Below are 15,186 nucleotides of genomic sequence, written 5' to 3'. Positions count from 1 at the left end.
GCATCGCCATGAAAAAAGCCCCGGGATCGCTCCACGGGGCTTTTTCTTTATGGCGTATCAGCGAATCAGGCTTGCGCTTCGCGCTCGGCGATGTAAGCCAGCGCCATGTCGATGCGCTGCAGCGAACGCTTCTGGCCGATCGCATGCACGGTCACGTCCATGCCCGGCGACTGGCCGGCGCCGGTCACCGCAACGCGCAGCGGCATGCCGACTTTACCCATGCCGACACCCAGCTCATCCGCCGTGCCCTGAATGGCGTCGTGCACGTTTTCCGGCGTCCAGACGGTGATGGCAGCCAGCTTGGCGCGCACCGCTTCCAGCGGCTGACGCGCCACCGGGCGCAGGTGTTTCTTGGCCGCGTCGGCGTCGAACTCGCTGAAGTCTTCGTAGAAGTAACGGCAGGACTCCGCCATCTCTTTCAGCGTTTTGCAACGCTCGCCCAGCAGCTTGACGATGTCTTTCAGTTCCGGGCCGTTGCGGGTTTCAATGCCCAGTTGCTCAACGTGCCATGCCAGATGCACCGCCACTTCTTCCGCCGGCATATGGTTGATGTAGTGGTGGTTCAGCCACTGCAGCTTCTCGGTGTTGAACGCGCTGGCGGATTTGTTGATCGCTTCCAGCGTGAAGAACTCTTTCATCTCATCGATGGAGAAGATCTCCTGATCGCCGTGGGACCAGCCCAGGCGCACCAGATAGTTCAGCAGCGCCTGCGGCAGATAGCCGTCGTCGCGGTACTGCATAACGCCGACGGCGCCGTGACGCTTGGACAGCTTTTTACCGTCGTCGCCGAGGATCATCGACACGTGCGCGTATTCCGGCACCGGCGCGCCCAGCGCTTTGAGAATGTTGATCTGGCGCGGGGTGTTGTTGATGTGGTCTTCGCCGCGGATCACATGGGTGATTTCCATGTCCCAGTCATCGACGACGACGCAGAAGTTATAAGTTGGCGAACCGTCGGTGCGGCGGATGATCAGATCGTCCAACTCCTGGTTGCTGAATTCGATCGGGCCACGAATTTTATCGTCGAAGATCACCGAGCCTTCCTGCGGGTTGCGGAAGCGCACCACGTGCGGCTCGTCGTCGGTGTGGCTGCACTGGCTGTCGCGGCAGTGGCCGTCGTAACGCGGCTTCTCGCCGTTTTCCATCTGCTTCTCGCGCAGCGCTTCCAGACGTTCCTTGGAGCAATAGCATTTATAGGCCGTGCCCTGCTCCAGCATCTCGTCGATGACCGCGTTGTAACGATCGAAACGCTTGGTCTGGAAATACGGGCCTTCATCCCAATCCAGGTTCAACCAGTTCATGCCATCCATAATTGCGTCGATCGCGTCCTGGGTGGAGCGTTCCAGATCGGTATCTTCGATACGCAGAACGAACTCACCGCCCGCATGGCGGCTGAACAACCAGGAGTAAAGTGCGGTACGCGCGCCGCCGACGTGAAGATAGCCGGTCGGGCTTGGTGCAAAACGGGTTTTGATTTTCATTGGGTTCACTGCCTTATTACGCAACGCGTGTCGGCGGTTGCCGACGATTGCTCGGAATTGAAAAAAGAGTGGACGACATTGTATCACCACGCGCTAATTCCTCAACGCCGACACGATATTGCACCGGTCGATTTCGCGCGTTTTGCGGCGAGTTTCGCATAGCGTTGCGCAAAGAATCGGCGCCGTTGGCGATAATTATCGCGCCCTGCCTAAATTTGCGGCGAACGATTGAAATCATTTTAAAAACCGTTGACTCACTTTGAACTATCCCTATAATGCGACTCCAACAAGACGGGGCGATTAGCTCAGTTGGTAGAGCATCTCCTTTACACGGAGGGGGTCGGCGGTTCGAGCCCGTCATCGCCCACCATCTTGTTGAGTAAAAATGAGAACGAATGAGGGTGATTAGCTCAGTTGGTAGAGCATCTCCTTTAAACGGAGGGGGTCGGCGGTTCGAGCCCGTCATCACCCACCATCATTCTCTCGTTTAGCAGTACCTGGAAGTCCTGAAGTGGGTGATTAGCTCAGTTGGTAGAGCATCTCCTTTACACGGAGGGGGTCGGCGGTTCGAGCCCGTCATCACCCACCACTTCTGCGGGTCGTTAGCTCAGTTGGTAGAGCAGTTGACTTTTAATCAATTGGTCGCAGGTTCGAATCCTGCACGACCCACCAATTCAGAGAAAAGCGCCTTTTGGCGCTTTTTTCGTTTCTGCGCCACCCACCTCTGACTTCATCTTCACGCAGGCATAGTTTACCGAGTCGTGCAGGATGAAGAACCGTAGAGGTTCGAGCATCGCGCAGCGATACGACAACGCGCAGCGTTGCCCGCAGGGTGAGGCCACAGGCCGAATCAATCCTGCACGCCCCCACATTCAGGAAAAAGCGCCTTTTGGCGCTTTTTTCGTTTCTGTCGCACTCACTTCCCCTTCTTCTTATTCTCTCTATTCACCACACGCTAAGATACGAATGGTTATCATTTTGGCGGCTTGAATGGTAAATTAGCGGGCATCCACCACGCAGCCAATCCGCCGCCGGATTGATACGCCTTAGTTCAAGGAAAGAAAGAGCCCGCTCATGACCCTATCCTTACGCCAGCTGTTCATTGCATTTATCGCCACTTCCAGCCTGCTGCTCAGCGGCTGCGGCCCGGACGACAAGAGCGACGGGCAGAAACCGTCCGCCCCCGCTGCCGACAGCAGTTGGCCGCGCACCATCGACAGCGCCAAAGGGAAGTTCACGCTGGAAAAACCGCCGCAGCGCATCGTGTCCACCAGCGTCACCATCACCGGCACGCTGCTGGCTATCGACGCCCCGGTGGTCGCCAGCGGCGCCACCAGCCCGAACCCTCTGGTGGCCGATAAACAAGGCTTCTTTACCCAGTGGAGCGAGGTAGCCAAACAGCGCCACGTCGAACGATTGTATCAGGTGGAGCCCAATGCCGAAGCCGTCGCCGCCGCCGCGCCGGATTTGATCGTCGTCGCCGCAACCGGCGGGGATTCGGCGTTGAAACTGTATGATCAGCTGTCCGCCATTGCGCCGACGCTGGTGCTCGATTATGGCGACAAAAGCTGGCAACAGCTGGCCAGCGAGCTCGGCGAGATCACCGGCCATGAAGCCGGCGCCAAACAGGCGGAAGATCGTTTCGAACAGCGCGTGGAGCAAGTGAAGCAGGCGATCGCGCTGCCGCCGCAGCCGACCACCCCGCTGGTGTATGCCGACAACGGCCGCGAGGCCATGCTGTGGACGCCGGGGTCAGCCCAGGGCAAACTGCTGACCCAGCTCGGCTTCCAACTGGCCACCCCACCGGAAAGCGCCAAAGGCAATGCCAGCATGGGTAAACGCCATGACATCATCCAGATCTCCGGCGAAAAAATGGCCGAGGGCCTGAACGGCAAGACGCTGATCCTGTTCGCCACCAACGAGCGTAAAGTGCAAGAGGTGCTGACCAACCCGTTCCTCAAACATCTGGAGCCGGTGGAACAGCGGCACGTCTACGCCGTCGGCAACGACACTTTCCGTCTCGATTACTACAGCGCCACCAACATGCTGAACCAAATCGAACGGCTGTTCAAAAAGCCCTGAACCACGCCGTCGGCAGGCCAACCTCCTGCCGACGTTTGCCATAAACAGGGCAACCGTTCACATTCAATCAATTGAAATATCAATAGTTATTAACATCGTCAACGCACCTGCGCCACCAACCGGCGGGTGCATGCGGGCGTAAACTCGTGCTACTATTAGCGCCCGCATGAACGCAAATAACAATGAGAATAAAAATCATACAGGAGTTACCGGTGTGAACGTACCCACTCCGACTGAGCGGACGCTTTCGTCCGCACCGCACGCAGCTTACGCCAGTGGCTTCAAACGCATCGCCGGGTTCGGTATCGGCTTGGCGCTGTTGCTGCTGTGCATCATTGCCAGCCTGATGCTGGGTTCCAAAGCCATCCCCTTCCATACCGTCTGGCTCAGCCTGCAGGGCGCCGCGAGCGGTTCCGACAGCACCATCATTCTCAACGCCCGGGTACCCCGCACGCTGGCGGGCATCTTGGCCGGCATGGCGCTCGGCGCCGCCGGCGCGCTGATTCAGGCGTTGACGCGCAATCCGCTGGCCGATCCCGGCGTGCTCGGCATCAACGCCGGCGCCAGCTTCGCCGTGGTCATCGGCATCATGTTTTTCGGCGCGGCCACCACCGAAAGCTATATGGCCTACGCCTTCGTCGGCGCCGCCCTCACCACCCTGCTGGTCTACCTGATCGGCACGTTGGCGGGCGGGCGCATCAACCCGGTGCGGCTGACGCTGGCCGGCGTGGCGATCGGCGCGGTGTTGCTCGGCATCACCACCGGGCTGTCGCTGATCGATCCGCAAACCTTCGACCAACTGCGCTTCTGGCAGGCCGGCACGCTGGATATCCGCACGCTGTCCACGCTGCCGGTTACCGCCCCCGCCATTTTGCTCGGCTGCCTGCTGACGCTGCTCATCGCCCGGCCGCTGAATACCATCGGCATGGGGGAAGACCTGGCTATCGCGCTCGGCGCGCGCGTGGTGCTGACTCAGGTCGTCGCGGTGATCGCCATCACGCTGCTGTGCGGTGCGGCGACCGCCACCGTCGGCCCAATCAGTTTCATCGGCCTGATGGTGCCGCATATCGCCCGCTGGTGGGTCGGCCCCGACCAGCGCTGGATCCTGCCCTACTCCATGCTGCTGGCGCCGATTTTACTGCTGTGCGCCGACGTGGTCGGCCGTTTGCTGGCGGCCGGTGAGCTGCGGGTTTCCATCGTGGCGGCCTTCATCGGCGCGCCGGTGCTGATCTGGCTGGTGCGCCGCAAGAAAACGCTGGGGGGTCTGTGATGAGTCTGCCCCACACGTTGCATATCGGCCGCCCAGACGGCGTCATCAACTGGCGCATGCCGCTGCGCCTGCTGTTGGTCAATCTTTCGCTGCTGGCGTTGTGTCTGGCAATGGCCGTTGCCGCGCTGTGCTACGGCACGCTGCAGCTTTCGCTGGAACAGGTCTTTGCCGCGCTCAGCGGCGAGGCGCCGAAAAATCTGGTCACCGTGGTTACCCAATGGCGCTTGCCGCGTATCGCCATGGCGCTGCTGTTAGGCGGCGCACTCGGCATGAGCGGCGCCATCTTCCAGTCGATTATCCGCAACCCGCTCGGCAGCCCGGACGTGATTGGCTTTAACATGGGGGCTTACACCGGCGCGCTGATCGCCATCACCCTGTTCAACGGCGGCTATTACTACATCGCCGGCGGTGCGCTGGCCGGCGGCATTCTCTCCGCGCTGGCCATCTACCTGCTGGCCTGGCGCCAGGGCATCGCCGGCTTCCGGCTGATCATCGTCGGCATCGCCATCAGCGCGGTGCTGGTCTCCACCAATACCTGGCTGATCATCACCGCCTCGCTGGAGCGCGCCATGGACGCCGCCATGTGGCAGGCCGGTTCACTCAACGGCATGACCTGGCAGAAAGCCCAGCCCGCTACGGCGTTCATCGTGTTGGCGGCCGCGGCCGCGCTGCTGATGGGCAAACGGCTGCAGCTGCTGGAAATGGGCGACGACACGGCGCGCGCACTGGGCGTGAACGCCGAAGGCAGCCGGCTGTGGCTGATGCTGTTCGGCGTCACCCTCACCGCCGCCGTCACCGCCACCGCCGGGCCGATTTCCTTTATCGCGCTGGCGGCGCCGCAGATCGCCCGCCGCCTGGCCGGACAATCCTCGGTCACCCTGACGTCCTCGGCGCTGATGGGCGCGACGCTGCTGCTCGGCGCCGACGTGGTGTCCCAACATCTTTTTGCGCCGATCCAACTGCCGGTCGGGGTCGTGACCGTCTGCATCGGCGGCCTGTACCTGATTTGGCTGCTCATCCGTGAGGCCCGCAGATAATGAAAAGTGATAACGCCATGAGCCACCGCCTGCACGCCTCGCACCTGAAGCTGGGCTACGACAATAAAATCATCGCTGACGATCTGAGCGTGGCGATCCCCGACGGTGCCTTCACGGTGATCGTCGGGCCGAACGCCTGCGGCAAATCGACGCTGCTGCGCGCCCTGTGCCGTCTGCTGAAACCCAGCGCCGGCGAGGTGATGCTGGACGGCAAAAACATCAGCAGCTTCGCCACCAAGGCGCTGGCGCGCGAGCTTGGGCTGCTGCCGCAAACTTCGATCGCACCGGACAGCATTACCGTGGCGGACCTGGTATCGCGCGGCCGCTATCCGCACCAGAGCCTGCTGAAACAGTGGACGCAGGCCGACAAACAGGCGGTGGAAGCCGCCATGGCGGCCACCAACGTCAGCCAGTTGGCGGACCGCAGCGTCGACGAGCTGTCCGGCGGGCAGCGCCAGCGCGTTTGGGTGGCGATGGCGTTGGCGCAGCAAACACCGCTGCTGCTGCTGGATGAACCGACCACCTATCTGGACATCGCGCACCAAATCGAGCTGCTGGATCTGTTCCGCCAGCTCAACCGCGAGCACGGCCAAACCCTCATCGCGGTGCTGCACGATCTCAACCACGCCTGTCGCTATGCCGATCACATCATCGCCATGCGCGACGGCAAGATCGTAGCGGAGGGGAACCCGGCGGAAATCATCACCGCCGAGCTGGTGGAACGGGTGTTCGGCATGCCGTGCATGATCATCGACGATCCGCTGTCCCACACCCCGCTGGTGATCCCGCGCGGCCGCTACCACTGCGACGCGCCGCAGGCATGAAAAAGGCCGGGTTACCCCGGCCTTTTCGTTACTTCTCCAACGACACCTGCTTGAAGATGTGTTTGCCGAACGGGTCTATCTCGTAGCCTTTCACTTCCTTGCGCACCGGTTCGAAAATGGTCGAGTGCGCGATCATCAGCGCCGGCATCTGATCGTGCATCATCACCTGCGCCTGCTGGTACATCGCCACCCGCTTGGCGTGATCGTTCTCCTCGCGCGCCTGCAGGATCAGCTGGTCGAACGGTTTGTAGCACCATTTCGCCGAGTTGGAGCCGCCGAGCGAAGCGCAGGTGAACAGCGGGCCGAAGAAGTTGTCCGGATCGCCGTTGGCGGTGGTCCAGCCCATCAGCGCCGTCTGGTGTTCGCCGTTTTTAATCCGCTGCAAATATTCGCCCCACTCGAAGGTGACAATCTTGGCGCGCACGCCGATGTTGGCCCAGTCGGCCTGGATCATCTCCGCCATGCGCTTGGCGTTGGGATTGTAGGGCCGCTGCACCGGCATCGCCCACAGATCGATGTCAAACCCCTGCCCCAGCCCGGCTTCCTGCAACAGCTGCTTCGCCCGCTCCGGCGAATACGGGTAGTCTTCAAGCTGCGCGTTGCTGCCCCACTGGGTCGGCGGCAGCAGGTTCTTGGCCGGCTGGCCGGCGCCGTGGAACACCGCCTCGATGATCGCCGGCTTGTTGACCGCCAGCGCCAACGCCTGGCGTACCTTGACGTTATCCAACGGTTTTTTCTGGGTATTAAACGCCAGGAAGCCGATATTCAAGCCGGATTTTTCCATCACCTGAAGGTTGCCGTCCTGCCGCATGCGCGCCAGATCCGCCGGGTTGGGGAACGGCATCACCTGGCACTCGTTCTTTTGCAGCTTGGCGTAACGCACCGTCGCATCCGGCGTGATCGAAAACACCAGCCGATCGATCTTCGGTTTGCCTTCCCAGTAGCGGTCGAACGCCTTGTACAGGATTTTCGCGTCCTTCTGGTACTGCACCAGCTGGAACGGCCCGGTGCCTATCGGATCGTTGTCCACCCGCTGCGGCGTACCGGCCTTCAGCATCGCGTCGGCATATTCCGCCGAAAAAATAGTGGCGAAGTACATGCCCAGATCGGCGACGAACGGCGCCTCGGCGCGGGAGAGCTCAAAGCGCACGGTGTGATCGTCCACCTTGACGATCCGGTCGATCAGCGTGCCGAACTCCATCGACTCGAAGTTGGTGTAGGCGCCGTTGGAGACCTTGTGATACGGGTTGTTGGCGTCCTTTTGTCGCATAAACGAGAAGATGACGTCATCGGCGTTGAAATCGCGGGTAGGCGTGAAATATTTATTGCTCTGGAATGCCACGCCCTTGCGCAGGTGGAAGGTATAGCGCTTGCCGTCCTCGCTCACTTCCCAGCTTTCCGCCAGGCTGGGTTGCAGCTCGACGGTGCCGGGTTTGAAGTCCACCAGCCGGTTGTAGATCGCCGCCGAACTGGCGTCCACCGTGGTGCCGGAGGTGAACAGCTGCGGGTTGAAGCCTTCCGGCGAGCCTTCGGAACAGTAGACCAGCGTATTGGCCCGCGCGCCGCCGGCAATCGCCAACGCCAGCAGCCCGATCGTTATTGCTTTTCTTTTCATTGCGCTATCCCCAGTGGTGAAAAAACAGCCCAACGGATAGCAATAAATCATGCAGTTAGCGAAGTAAAGGACAAATTCCGCGCATAAAAACGGGCAGGCGCGCAAGCGGCCTGCCCCGGTGAAACCGCCCGATGATGATGAAATTAAATCATCTGGCTGAAGTTCATCTGCGCCATCAGCTTATAGTTGTCGGCGTAGTCGACCGGAATGGCCACCACCACCGGCCCCTGGATCGCCATCGCCTTGCGCAGCATCGGCCGCAGATCGTCCACCGACTGCACGGCGAAACCGACCGCGCCGCAGGATTCCGCGTAGGCCTTGAAATCAATCGGCCCGAACTCCACGCCGGATTTGCGCTGGTATTTGTTCACTTCCTGCATCTCCACCATGTTGTAGGCGTTATCGACCCAGATGACATGCACGATGTTGTTTTTCAGCCGCACCGCGGTCTCCAGCTCCATGCTCGACTGCATGAACCCGCCGTCGCCGGAGATAGACACCACTTTATCGCCGGGGCGAACCAGCGCCGCGCCGATGGCCCACGGCAGCGCCACCCCCATGGTTTGCTGGCCGTTGGAGATCAATAGCTGGCGGGCGCGGAAGCTGTACAGGTAGCGGGCGATCCAGATATGGAAACTGCCCATGTCCACACACAGGGTTACGTCGTCGCTGACGATGTCCTGCAGCTCCTTGACGATGCGCAGCGGGTGGATCGGCATGCCGCCGCGGCGGGCGGCGCGCTCCGCCAGTTCAGTACGTTGGCGGCCGAGATCGGTGAGGATCAGCTCCACCTCCGGCGGCACGCAGACCGCCTCAGTGAACGTTTCGGTCATCATGTTCAGCGTGGCGCTGATGTTGCCCACCAGCTCAACGTCCGGCCGATAGCAGGTATCAATATCCGCCGGCAGCACGTCGATGTGCACCAGTTTCAGCCGCCCGTGGCTGTTCCACATGCAGGGATCGTATTCGATCGGATCATAACCGACGCTCACCACCAGATCGGCCTTCTGCAACAGCTGATCGGCCGGCTGGTTGTTGAACAGGCCGACGCGGCCGGCGAAACGGGCGAAGTGGTTGACGTCGATCACCCCCGCCGCCTGATAGGTGCCGACCACCGGCATATGGGTGCGGTACAGCAGATGGCGCACCGCCTCGCTGTTCTCCGGCCGGCTGGCCTGCAGGCCGAGCAGCAATACCGGGCATTTGGCCTGGCGGATCAGTTTCACCGCCGCCTGAATGTCGTCCGCCGCGGCGGCCCCCATGCGCGGCAAGCGGCAGCCGGCCAGCACCGGCGCGCTGACCGGTTCATTGACGATATCCATCGGCAGGCTGACGAACGATGCCCCCGGCCGGCCGAACTCGGCGCGGCGAAAGGCGTTGGCGATCACCTCGGAAATCGCCGAACCGGCATGCACTTCGGCGCAATACTTGGTCACCGGCCGGAACATGCTGACGGTATCCATACTCTGGTGCGTCTGCTTCAGGCTGTCGGCGCGCTTCACCGCCCCGCCGAAGGCCACCACCGCGTCCCCTTCCGAAGTGGCGGTGGCCAGCCCGGTGATCAGGTTGGAGCTGCCCGGCCCGGAGGTGACCAGCGCCACCCCGGCCTTACCGGTCAAGCGGCCGACCGCCGCCGCCATAAAGGCCGCGTTGGCCTCATGCCGCACCACCACCGTTTCAATCGATGGCGCGTCCTCCAGCGAGTCGAACACCCGGTCGATCTTGGCGCCCGGAATGCCGAAAACGTGTTTGACGCCCTGCGCTTCCAGGTTTTTCACCACCAAATCGGCGCCACATTGCCAGTCATTGCCTGTTTTTTCCTGTGCCATGGTTCCACCTCCTAAGAAAACGATCGCCGGGGTTAGCCCTCGGCGGAACGAATCGCGCGATCCAAATCCTCTGGGCAGAGGTTGGCGCGCAAGAAATCCGCATCATGCGGTAACTGAAGATTGAGACGCGTGATGACGCCGAACTGCAGACGGCCATGATCGAGCTGGTAGTCCAGCACGTGGCCGCCGCCGCTACGGTCGTCGGTAACGAAGTGTTCGTGATAGCCGGCCACGCCGATGCCCTGCATGTAATCCGGCGAACGGAAGCCGACCAGCGTGCCGCGCCGCTGATGGAACGAGAAGGTCGGCTGCTCTTCTATCGCCTCCAGCATCGGGCGGTAGGGCCGCTCCTGGCGCGGCACGGTACGGGTTTCCACGTGGCTGAACTCGCCGTCGACCCGCACCGCGCAAAACAGGTTCGGCGAGGCGACCTGCTCGTCGATGCACTGGTGCAGCTGCGCCTTGGTGATTGGCCGGTCGAATTGCTGGCTGACGCTGGGCTGGAAAAAGGTGACGACGGCGAAGGGGGTTTTCTGCTGCAGGCCGGCCGGCCGGGCGCTGCCGTCGGCGCGCAGCTGGTGTATTTCCTGATCGAAGGCGATCAGTTCGCCGTCCAGGTGATTGAAGGTGCCAAGGCCGAAATCGCCGTGCTTGAGCAGCTCGGCAATGGTGGTCTCCCCCTCGTAAACCCCGTCGATGAGCGCGCTCATCAGCGAGATTTGATAGATTTCGCCCTCCCCGGCGTTGATCGACTGCCTGGCAAAACCCTGCGCCAAATGGCGCGCACAGGAACACCCGTGTTTTTCGTTCATGACTGACTCCTCCACCAGCGCGGGATCGCGGTTCCGCGCGTTCAAAAGGCCCACCGACGGTGAGCCAAGATGTCCCCCAAGGCGTGTTCATCAGTTGGAACGATTCAGCCTAAGGCGACAAAAAAACCGGCACGGCTGGCCGGCCGATAACCAGGTATCAGATCAGAATGAGGTAAAGTAAAGGCTTACTAATCATTGAGACTGAACCGGTTATCAAATTGAACGGTTAATCTGGTGTTGGAGCGACAATCAACTCCGCAGGCGGCTCGCGCAGCCTGGGAAAAACATCTGCTATTTAGTGCTAAGCGCCGCGAAGTTTATACGTTTTCTCTCTATACGGCCGGGATGGGACGGCGTTGAAGCCCGTCGTCAACCCGCAGCCAGAGTAGCCGCCGCACCGTCGGCAGAGAAGCGGGTATTCATAAGAAACGCTTTTGCATATAATGCAAAAATGAATGACGCCCGCTATGTAGAACATCTGCCAATTTTTCTCGACGTGGCCCGCCTGGGCAGCTTTTCCGCCGCCGCGCGCCGGCTGGGCATGGTGCCCTCCTCGCTGGTGCGCCACATCGATGCCCTGGAAAGCGCGCTCGGCGCCGCGCTGTTCGTGCGCTCCACCCGCGGCCTGCTGCTGACCGACGCCGGCGAGCTGCTGCTGACGCGCGCCACCGCGCTGATGACGGACATTACCGGCCTTCGCGCCGAGCTGAGCGCGCTGAACGAAACGCCGCAGGGCACGCTGCGCATCAGCTGCCTGCCGACCTTCGGCAAAACCTATGTGCTGCCGCTGCTGCCGACGCTGGCGGAACGCTACCCGCAGCTGTCGGTCGACCTCGATCTGACCGAACGTCTGACCGATCCGACGCAGGAACGGCTCGACGCCGCCATCCGCATCGGCGAACAGAAGGACAGCGCGCTGTATGCCAGCCGCATCGCCACCCAACGCTGGGTGATGTGCGCCAGCCCCGCCTACGTCGCCCGCTATGGCCTGCCGGCCGATCTGGAGGCGCTGCCGCAGCATCGGCTGATCGCCCGCTACCACAAGCAGCAGCCGGCCTGCTGGGCGCAGATCCTCGACGCGGCGCTGATGAGCCGCTGCACCATGGCGCTGCGCTGCGACGACTTCACCGCGCAGCGCCAGGCCGCGCTGCTCGGGCTCGGCATCGCCTTCCTGCCCAACTGGGTGGTGGGGCCGGACGTGCAGCACGGGCAGCTGGTGCAAATGCTGGAAGATCCGCGCCATGAGCAGCAAGGCATCTATCTGCTGCGCCCGATGGCGAAGGTGTCCGCCCGGCTGGCGGCCTTCACCGCCCTGCTGCAGCAAACCATCGGTCAACCGCCCAACTGGGGGTAAAGCGGCGTCACCCGGCCGTGCAAAGCCGGGTTGTCGCTCTCGTCCTTCAGCTCGATGCCGCTCAGCCGCCGCAGGAACGCCTGCTCCAGCAGCCAGGCCAGGCGGAACGCCGCCTGCGGATAATCCAACCCCTCGGGCCGCACGTTGGAGATACAGTTGCGCTCGGCGTCCGTTCTGCGCGCGTTCGGCCCCCAGGTCAAATAGACGCCCAGGCTGTCCGGCGACGACAGCCCCGGCCGTTCGCCGATCAGAACCGCCACCGCCCGGGCCTGCAGGCATTCGCCGATCTCATCCCCCAGCGCCACCCGCGCCTGATGCGCCAGCACCACCGGCGCCACGGTCAGCCCCAGCGTATCGAGATAGGGGCGCAGCGCCTGCAGCAGCGGCAGCGCCTGGCGGTGCACCGCCTTGGAGGAGAGGCCGTCCGCCACTATCAGCAGCAGATCGACGCGGCGCGATGGCGAACCGAGCAGCAGGCTGCGGCTGTCCGACGCCAACCGCCGCCCCAGATCCGGTCGGCGCAGATAGGCGGCGCGGTCGGCGGCCTGGCTGTGCACCTCCAGCGTGGGCCAACCGGCATCGTGCAGATCCGCCGCCAGCCGTTCGCTGTCGAAAGGCTGATGCACCGCGTCGCGCGCCTGGGCGTGAGCCAGGCCGAAGCGCAGCAGTTCGTCGGTCGGCAGGCTGGCGCCGGTGCGCCCCAGCGCGATGCGCGCATCGGTAAAGGCGCGCAGCGCGTCCCAGCTGTTGGCGTGAACCGATTTGCTCATGTGCGTTCTCCCTGCAGCGCCAGCAACAGCGGATGATTGGCGGCGGCGTCGCGCAGCCGTCCGCGTTCGTCGGTAATGTTCATCGCCGCCAGCCAGGCGGCGAACTCCGGCGCGTGCTTCAGCCCCAGCAGCTCGCGGATATAGAGCGCGTCATGGAACGATGTGCTTTGGTAGTTGAGCATGATGTCGTCCGCGCCCGGCACGCCGATCAGGAACGTTAACCCGGCGGCGGCCAACAGCGTCAGCAGCGAGTCCATGTCGTCCTGATCGGCTTCGGCATGGTTGGTGTAGCAGACGTCGCAGCCCAGCGGCAGGCCGAGCAGCTTGCCGCAGAAGTGGTCCTCCAGCCCGGCGCGGATAATTTGCTTGCCGTCATACAGGTATTCGGGGCCGATAAACCCTACCACGGTGTTGATCAGCAGCGGCGAGAAATGGCGCGCCACCGCATAGGCGCGCGCCTCGCAAGTTTGCTGATCGACGCCGTGATGGGCGTTGGCCGACAGGCAGCTGCCCTGCCCGGTTTCGAAATACATCACGTTGTCGCCCAGTGTGCCGCGCCTGAGGCTCAGCGCCGCCTGCTGCGCTTCCGCCAGCAGCGCCAAACTGATGCCGAAGCCGCGATTGGCCGCTTCGGTACCGGCGATCGACTGAAACACCAGATCCACCGGCGCGCCGCGCTCTATCAGCCGCAGCGTGTTGGTCACGTGGGTCAGCACGCAGGATTGGGTGGGAATGGCGAAGCGCTGGATCACGTCGTCCAGCATGTAGTTGAGCTTTTCCAGCAGCGGCAGGCTGTCGCTGGCCGGATTGATGCCGACCACCGCATCGCCGCTGCCGTACAACAGGCCGTCCAGCATGCTGGCGGCGATGCCCTGCAGGCTGTCGGTCGGGTGATTGGGCTGCAGCCGCACGCTGAGGTGGCCCGGCAGGCCGATCGTATTGCGAAAGCGCGTCACCACCCGGCACTTCTTCGCCACCAAGATCAGATCCTGATTGCGCATGAGCTTGCTCACCGCCGCCGCCATCTCCGGCGTGATGCCGGCCGCCACCTGCGCCAGCATGGCGCTGTCCGCCTGCTCGCTCAGCAACCAATCGCGAAAATCACCGACCGTGAGGTGCGAGATGGGCTCAAAGGCGGCGGCATCGTGGCCGTCGATAATCAGGCGCGTCACCTCGTCCTCTTCGTACGGCACCAGCGCCTGCTGCAGGAACGCCTTGAGCGGCAAGTCCGCCAGCGCAATGCGCGCCGCCATACGCTCTTCGGCGCTTTGCGCCGCCACCTCCGCCAGATAATCGCCGGAACGCGCCGGCGAAGCCTTCGCCATCAGCTGACGCAGATCGCCAAAGCGATAGCCGCGTTGGCCCACCGTTGCCTGATACATAGCCCCCTCCCTTGCCCCGAGTGACGAGATAACAGCCCTGCACCAAGTGTAGTCAGTGGGAAAAGAAAATTATTTTGCACGCGATCGCCGCCGTCGCGCTTTCCCCCATTTCACCCGCCGCCGCTTCGGGTTACAGTAGCCGCGAAAAAAGGAGGGGTGATGGATCCGCAACGGCAAATTATCGACTGGCTGCAACAAGATGACGCTCGCATGGCCGCCCTGCGCACCGCGCGCCGGCTCGGCCTGAATGACTGGTGCCTGGGCGCCGGCTTCGTACGCAATCTGGTGTGGGATCGGCGCCACGGCTACCTGGACGCCACGCCGCTCAACGATATCGACGTGATCCACTTCGATGCGGAGCGTGCGGACGCCGAGCGCGATCGCATGCTGGAGACGCGCCTGCACCAATGGCTGCCGCGGCCTTGGTCGGTCAAGAATCAGGCGCGCATGCACCTGCGCGGCGGGCGGGCGCCTTACCGCGACAGCGAAGAGGCCATCAGCTTTTGGACCGAAGTGGAAACGGCGATCGGCGCGCGCCTGAACGCCGACGACAGCATCACGCTGGTGGCCCCCTTCGGGCTCACGGCGCTGTTCGACGACACCATCACCTTCAACGTGAAAAACGGCGATCGCGCGGCCTATGCCCAGCGCGTGCTCAACAAAGGCTGGCTGCAGCGCTGGCCGCACCTGCGGCAGGTAAAGATTTAATCGCCGCTGCCGATACCCTGAA

At 62.7% G+C, this 15,186-nt stretch carries 12 protein-coding genes, 4 tRNA genes and 1 other RNA gene; 11 read left to right on the top strand and 6 right to left on the bottom strand.

Annotation, left to right across the window (positions count from 1 at the left end):
- Window positions 1–65 precede the first annotated feature (65 nt).
- Window positions 66–1,481, bottom strand: a complete 1,416-nt coding sequence (gene gltX, locus AWX27_RS05060; RefSeq protein WP_033643946.1) for a glutamate--tRNA ligase — start codon at window positions 1,479–1,481, stop codon at window positions 66–68.
- A gap of 294 nt (window positions 1,482–1,775) precedes the next feature.
- Between gltX and AWX27_RS05055 the strand changes: the two genes are divergently transcribed.
- From AWX27_RS05055 to AWX27_RS05015, 9 genes are all read left to right on the top strand, one after another.
- Window positions 1,776–1,851, top strand: a tRNA-Val gene (locus AWX27_RS05055).
- A gap of 29 nt (window positions 1,852–1,880) precedes the next feature.
- A tRNA-Leu gene (locus AWX27_RS05050) sits at window positions 1,881–1,956 on the top strand.
- Window positions 1,957–1,994: 38 nt separating this feature from the next.
- Window positions 1,995–2,070: transfer RNA gene (locus AWX27_RS05045), tRNA-Val, on the top strand.
- A 7-nt stretch (window positions 2,071–2,077) separates the two neighbouring features.
- Window positions 2,078–2,153 (top strand) — tRNA-Lys (locus AWX27_RS05040).
- 75 nt (window positions 2,154–2,228) lie between these two features.
- Window positions 2,229–2,352, top strand: a non-coding RNA gene (locus tag AWX27_RS05035) — RtT sRNA.
- A 203-nt stretch (window positions 2,353–2,555) separates the two neighbouring features.
- Window positions 2,556–3,563 (top strand): Fe2+-enterobactin ABC transporter substrate-binding protein, encoded by a 1,008-nt coding sequence (fepB, locus tag AWX27_RS05030; protein WP_060419877.1) that lies wholly within the window; start codon window positions 2,556–2,558, stop codon window positions 3,561–3,563.
- A 214-nt stretch (window positions 3,564–3,777) separates the two neighbouring features.
- Window positions 3,778–4,833, top strand: coding sequence for a Fe(3+)-siderophore ABC transporter permease (gene fepD / locus AWX27_RS05025; RefSeq protein ID WP_060419872.1), 1,056 nt, complete (start codon window positions 3,778–3,780; stop codon window positions 4,831–4,833).
- Window positions 4,833–5,870, top strand: a complete 1,038-nt coding sequence (gene fepG, locus AWX27_RS05020) for an iron-enterobactin ABC transporter permease (RefSeq protein ID WP_060419869.1) — start codon at window positions 4,833–4,835, stop codon at window positions 5,868–5,870. The genes fepD and fepG overlap by 1 nt, the downstream gene beginning before the upstream one ends.
- 17 nt (window positions 5,871–5,887) lie before the next feature.
- Window positions 5,888–6,694 carry an ABC transporter ATP-binding protein gene (locus AWX27_RS05015; protein WP_049272132.1) on the top strand — a complete coding sequence of 269 codons (807 nt, stop codon included), beginning with the start codon at window positions 5,888–5,890 and terminating at the stop codon, window positions 6,692–6,694.
- Between the two features lie 28 nt (window positions 6,695–6,722).
- Here the strand turns inward: AWX27_RS05015 and AWX27_RS05010 are convergent, their stop codons facing one another.
- The 3 genes from AWX27_RS05010 to budA form a co-directional block, all read right to left on the bottom strand.
- Window positions 6,723–8,309 carry an ABC transporter substrate-binding protein gene (locus tag AWX27_RS05010; RefSeq protein WP_060419867.1) on the bottom strand — a complete coding sequence of 529 codons (1,587 nt, stop codon included), beginning with the start codon at window positions 8,307–8,309 and terminating at the stop codon, window positions 6,723–6,725.
- A gap of 143 nt (window positions 8,310–8,452) precedes the next feature.
- Window positions 8,453–10,138 carry an acetolactate synthase AlsS gene (gene alsS / locus AWX27_RS05005; protein ID WP_033635442.1) on the bottom strand — a complete coding sequence of 562 codons (1,686 nt, stop codon included), beginning with the start codon at window positions 10,136–10,138 and terminating at the stop codon, window positions 8,453–8,455.
- Window positions 10,139–10,170: 32 nt separating this feature from the next.
- Entirely contained in the window at window positions 10,171–10,950 is a 780-nt protein-coding gene (gene budA / locus AWX27_RS05000; RefSeq protein WP_033643951.1) for an acetolactate decarboxylase, read from the bottom strand.
- A gap of 451 nt (window positions 10,951–11,401) precedes the next feature.
- Here budA and AWX27_RS04995 point away from each other — a divergent pair, with 451 nt between their 5' ends.
- Complete coding sequence (locus AWX27_RS04995; RefSeq protein WP_060419863.1) at window positions 11,402–12,304, top strand: LysR family transcriptional regulator; 903 nt, start codon at window positions 11,402–11,404, stop codon at window positions 12,302–12,304.
- On the opposite strand, the gene eutC is transcribed toward AWX27_RS04995, so the two are convergent.
- The gene (gene eutC, locus AWX27_RS04990; protein WP_060419860.1) at window positions 12,283–13,074 is read right to left on the bottom strand and encodes an ethanolamine ammonia-lyase subunit EutC; all 792 of its coding nucleotides are present in this window, start codon (window positions 13,072–13,074) and stop codon (window positions 12,283–12,285) included. The two genes, AWX27_RS04995 and eutC, sit on opposite strands and share 22 nt — an antisense overlap.
- Complete coding sequence (locus tag AWX27_RS04985; RefSeq protein WP_060419857.1) at window positions 13,071–14,456, bottom strand: ethanolamine ammonia-lyase subunit EutB; 1,386 nt, start codon at window positions 14,454–14,456, stop codon at window positions 13,071–13,073. Before AWX27_RS04985 ends, eutC begins: the two co-directional genes overlap by 4 nt.
- Window positions 14,457–14,615: 159 nt before the next feature.
- Between AWX27_RS04985 and AWX27_RS04980 the strand changes: the two genes are divergently transcribed.
- Window positions 14,616–15,164 (top strand): nucleotidyltransferase family protein, encoded by a 549-nt coding sequence (locus AWX27_RS04980; RefSeq protein ID WP_060419854.1) that lies wholly within the window; start codon window positions 14,616–14,618, stop codon window positions 15,162–15,164.
- Window positions 15,165–15,186 lie beyond the last annotated feature (22 nt).

The sequence above is a fragment of the Serratia sp. 2880STDY5682894 genome (assembly GCF_001537385.1).
GTDB classification, from domain to species: domain Bacteria; phylum Pseudomonadota; class Gammaproteobacteria; order Enterobacterales; family Enterobacteriaceae; genus Serratia; species Serratia nevei.
Note: the sequence above shows the minus strand (reverse complement) of the source record. Positions and strands in the feature narration are given on the sequence as shown.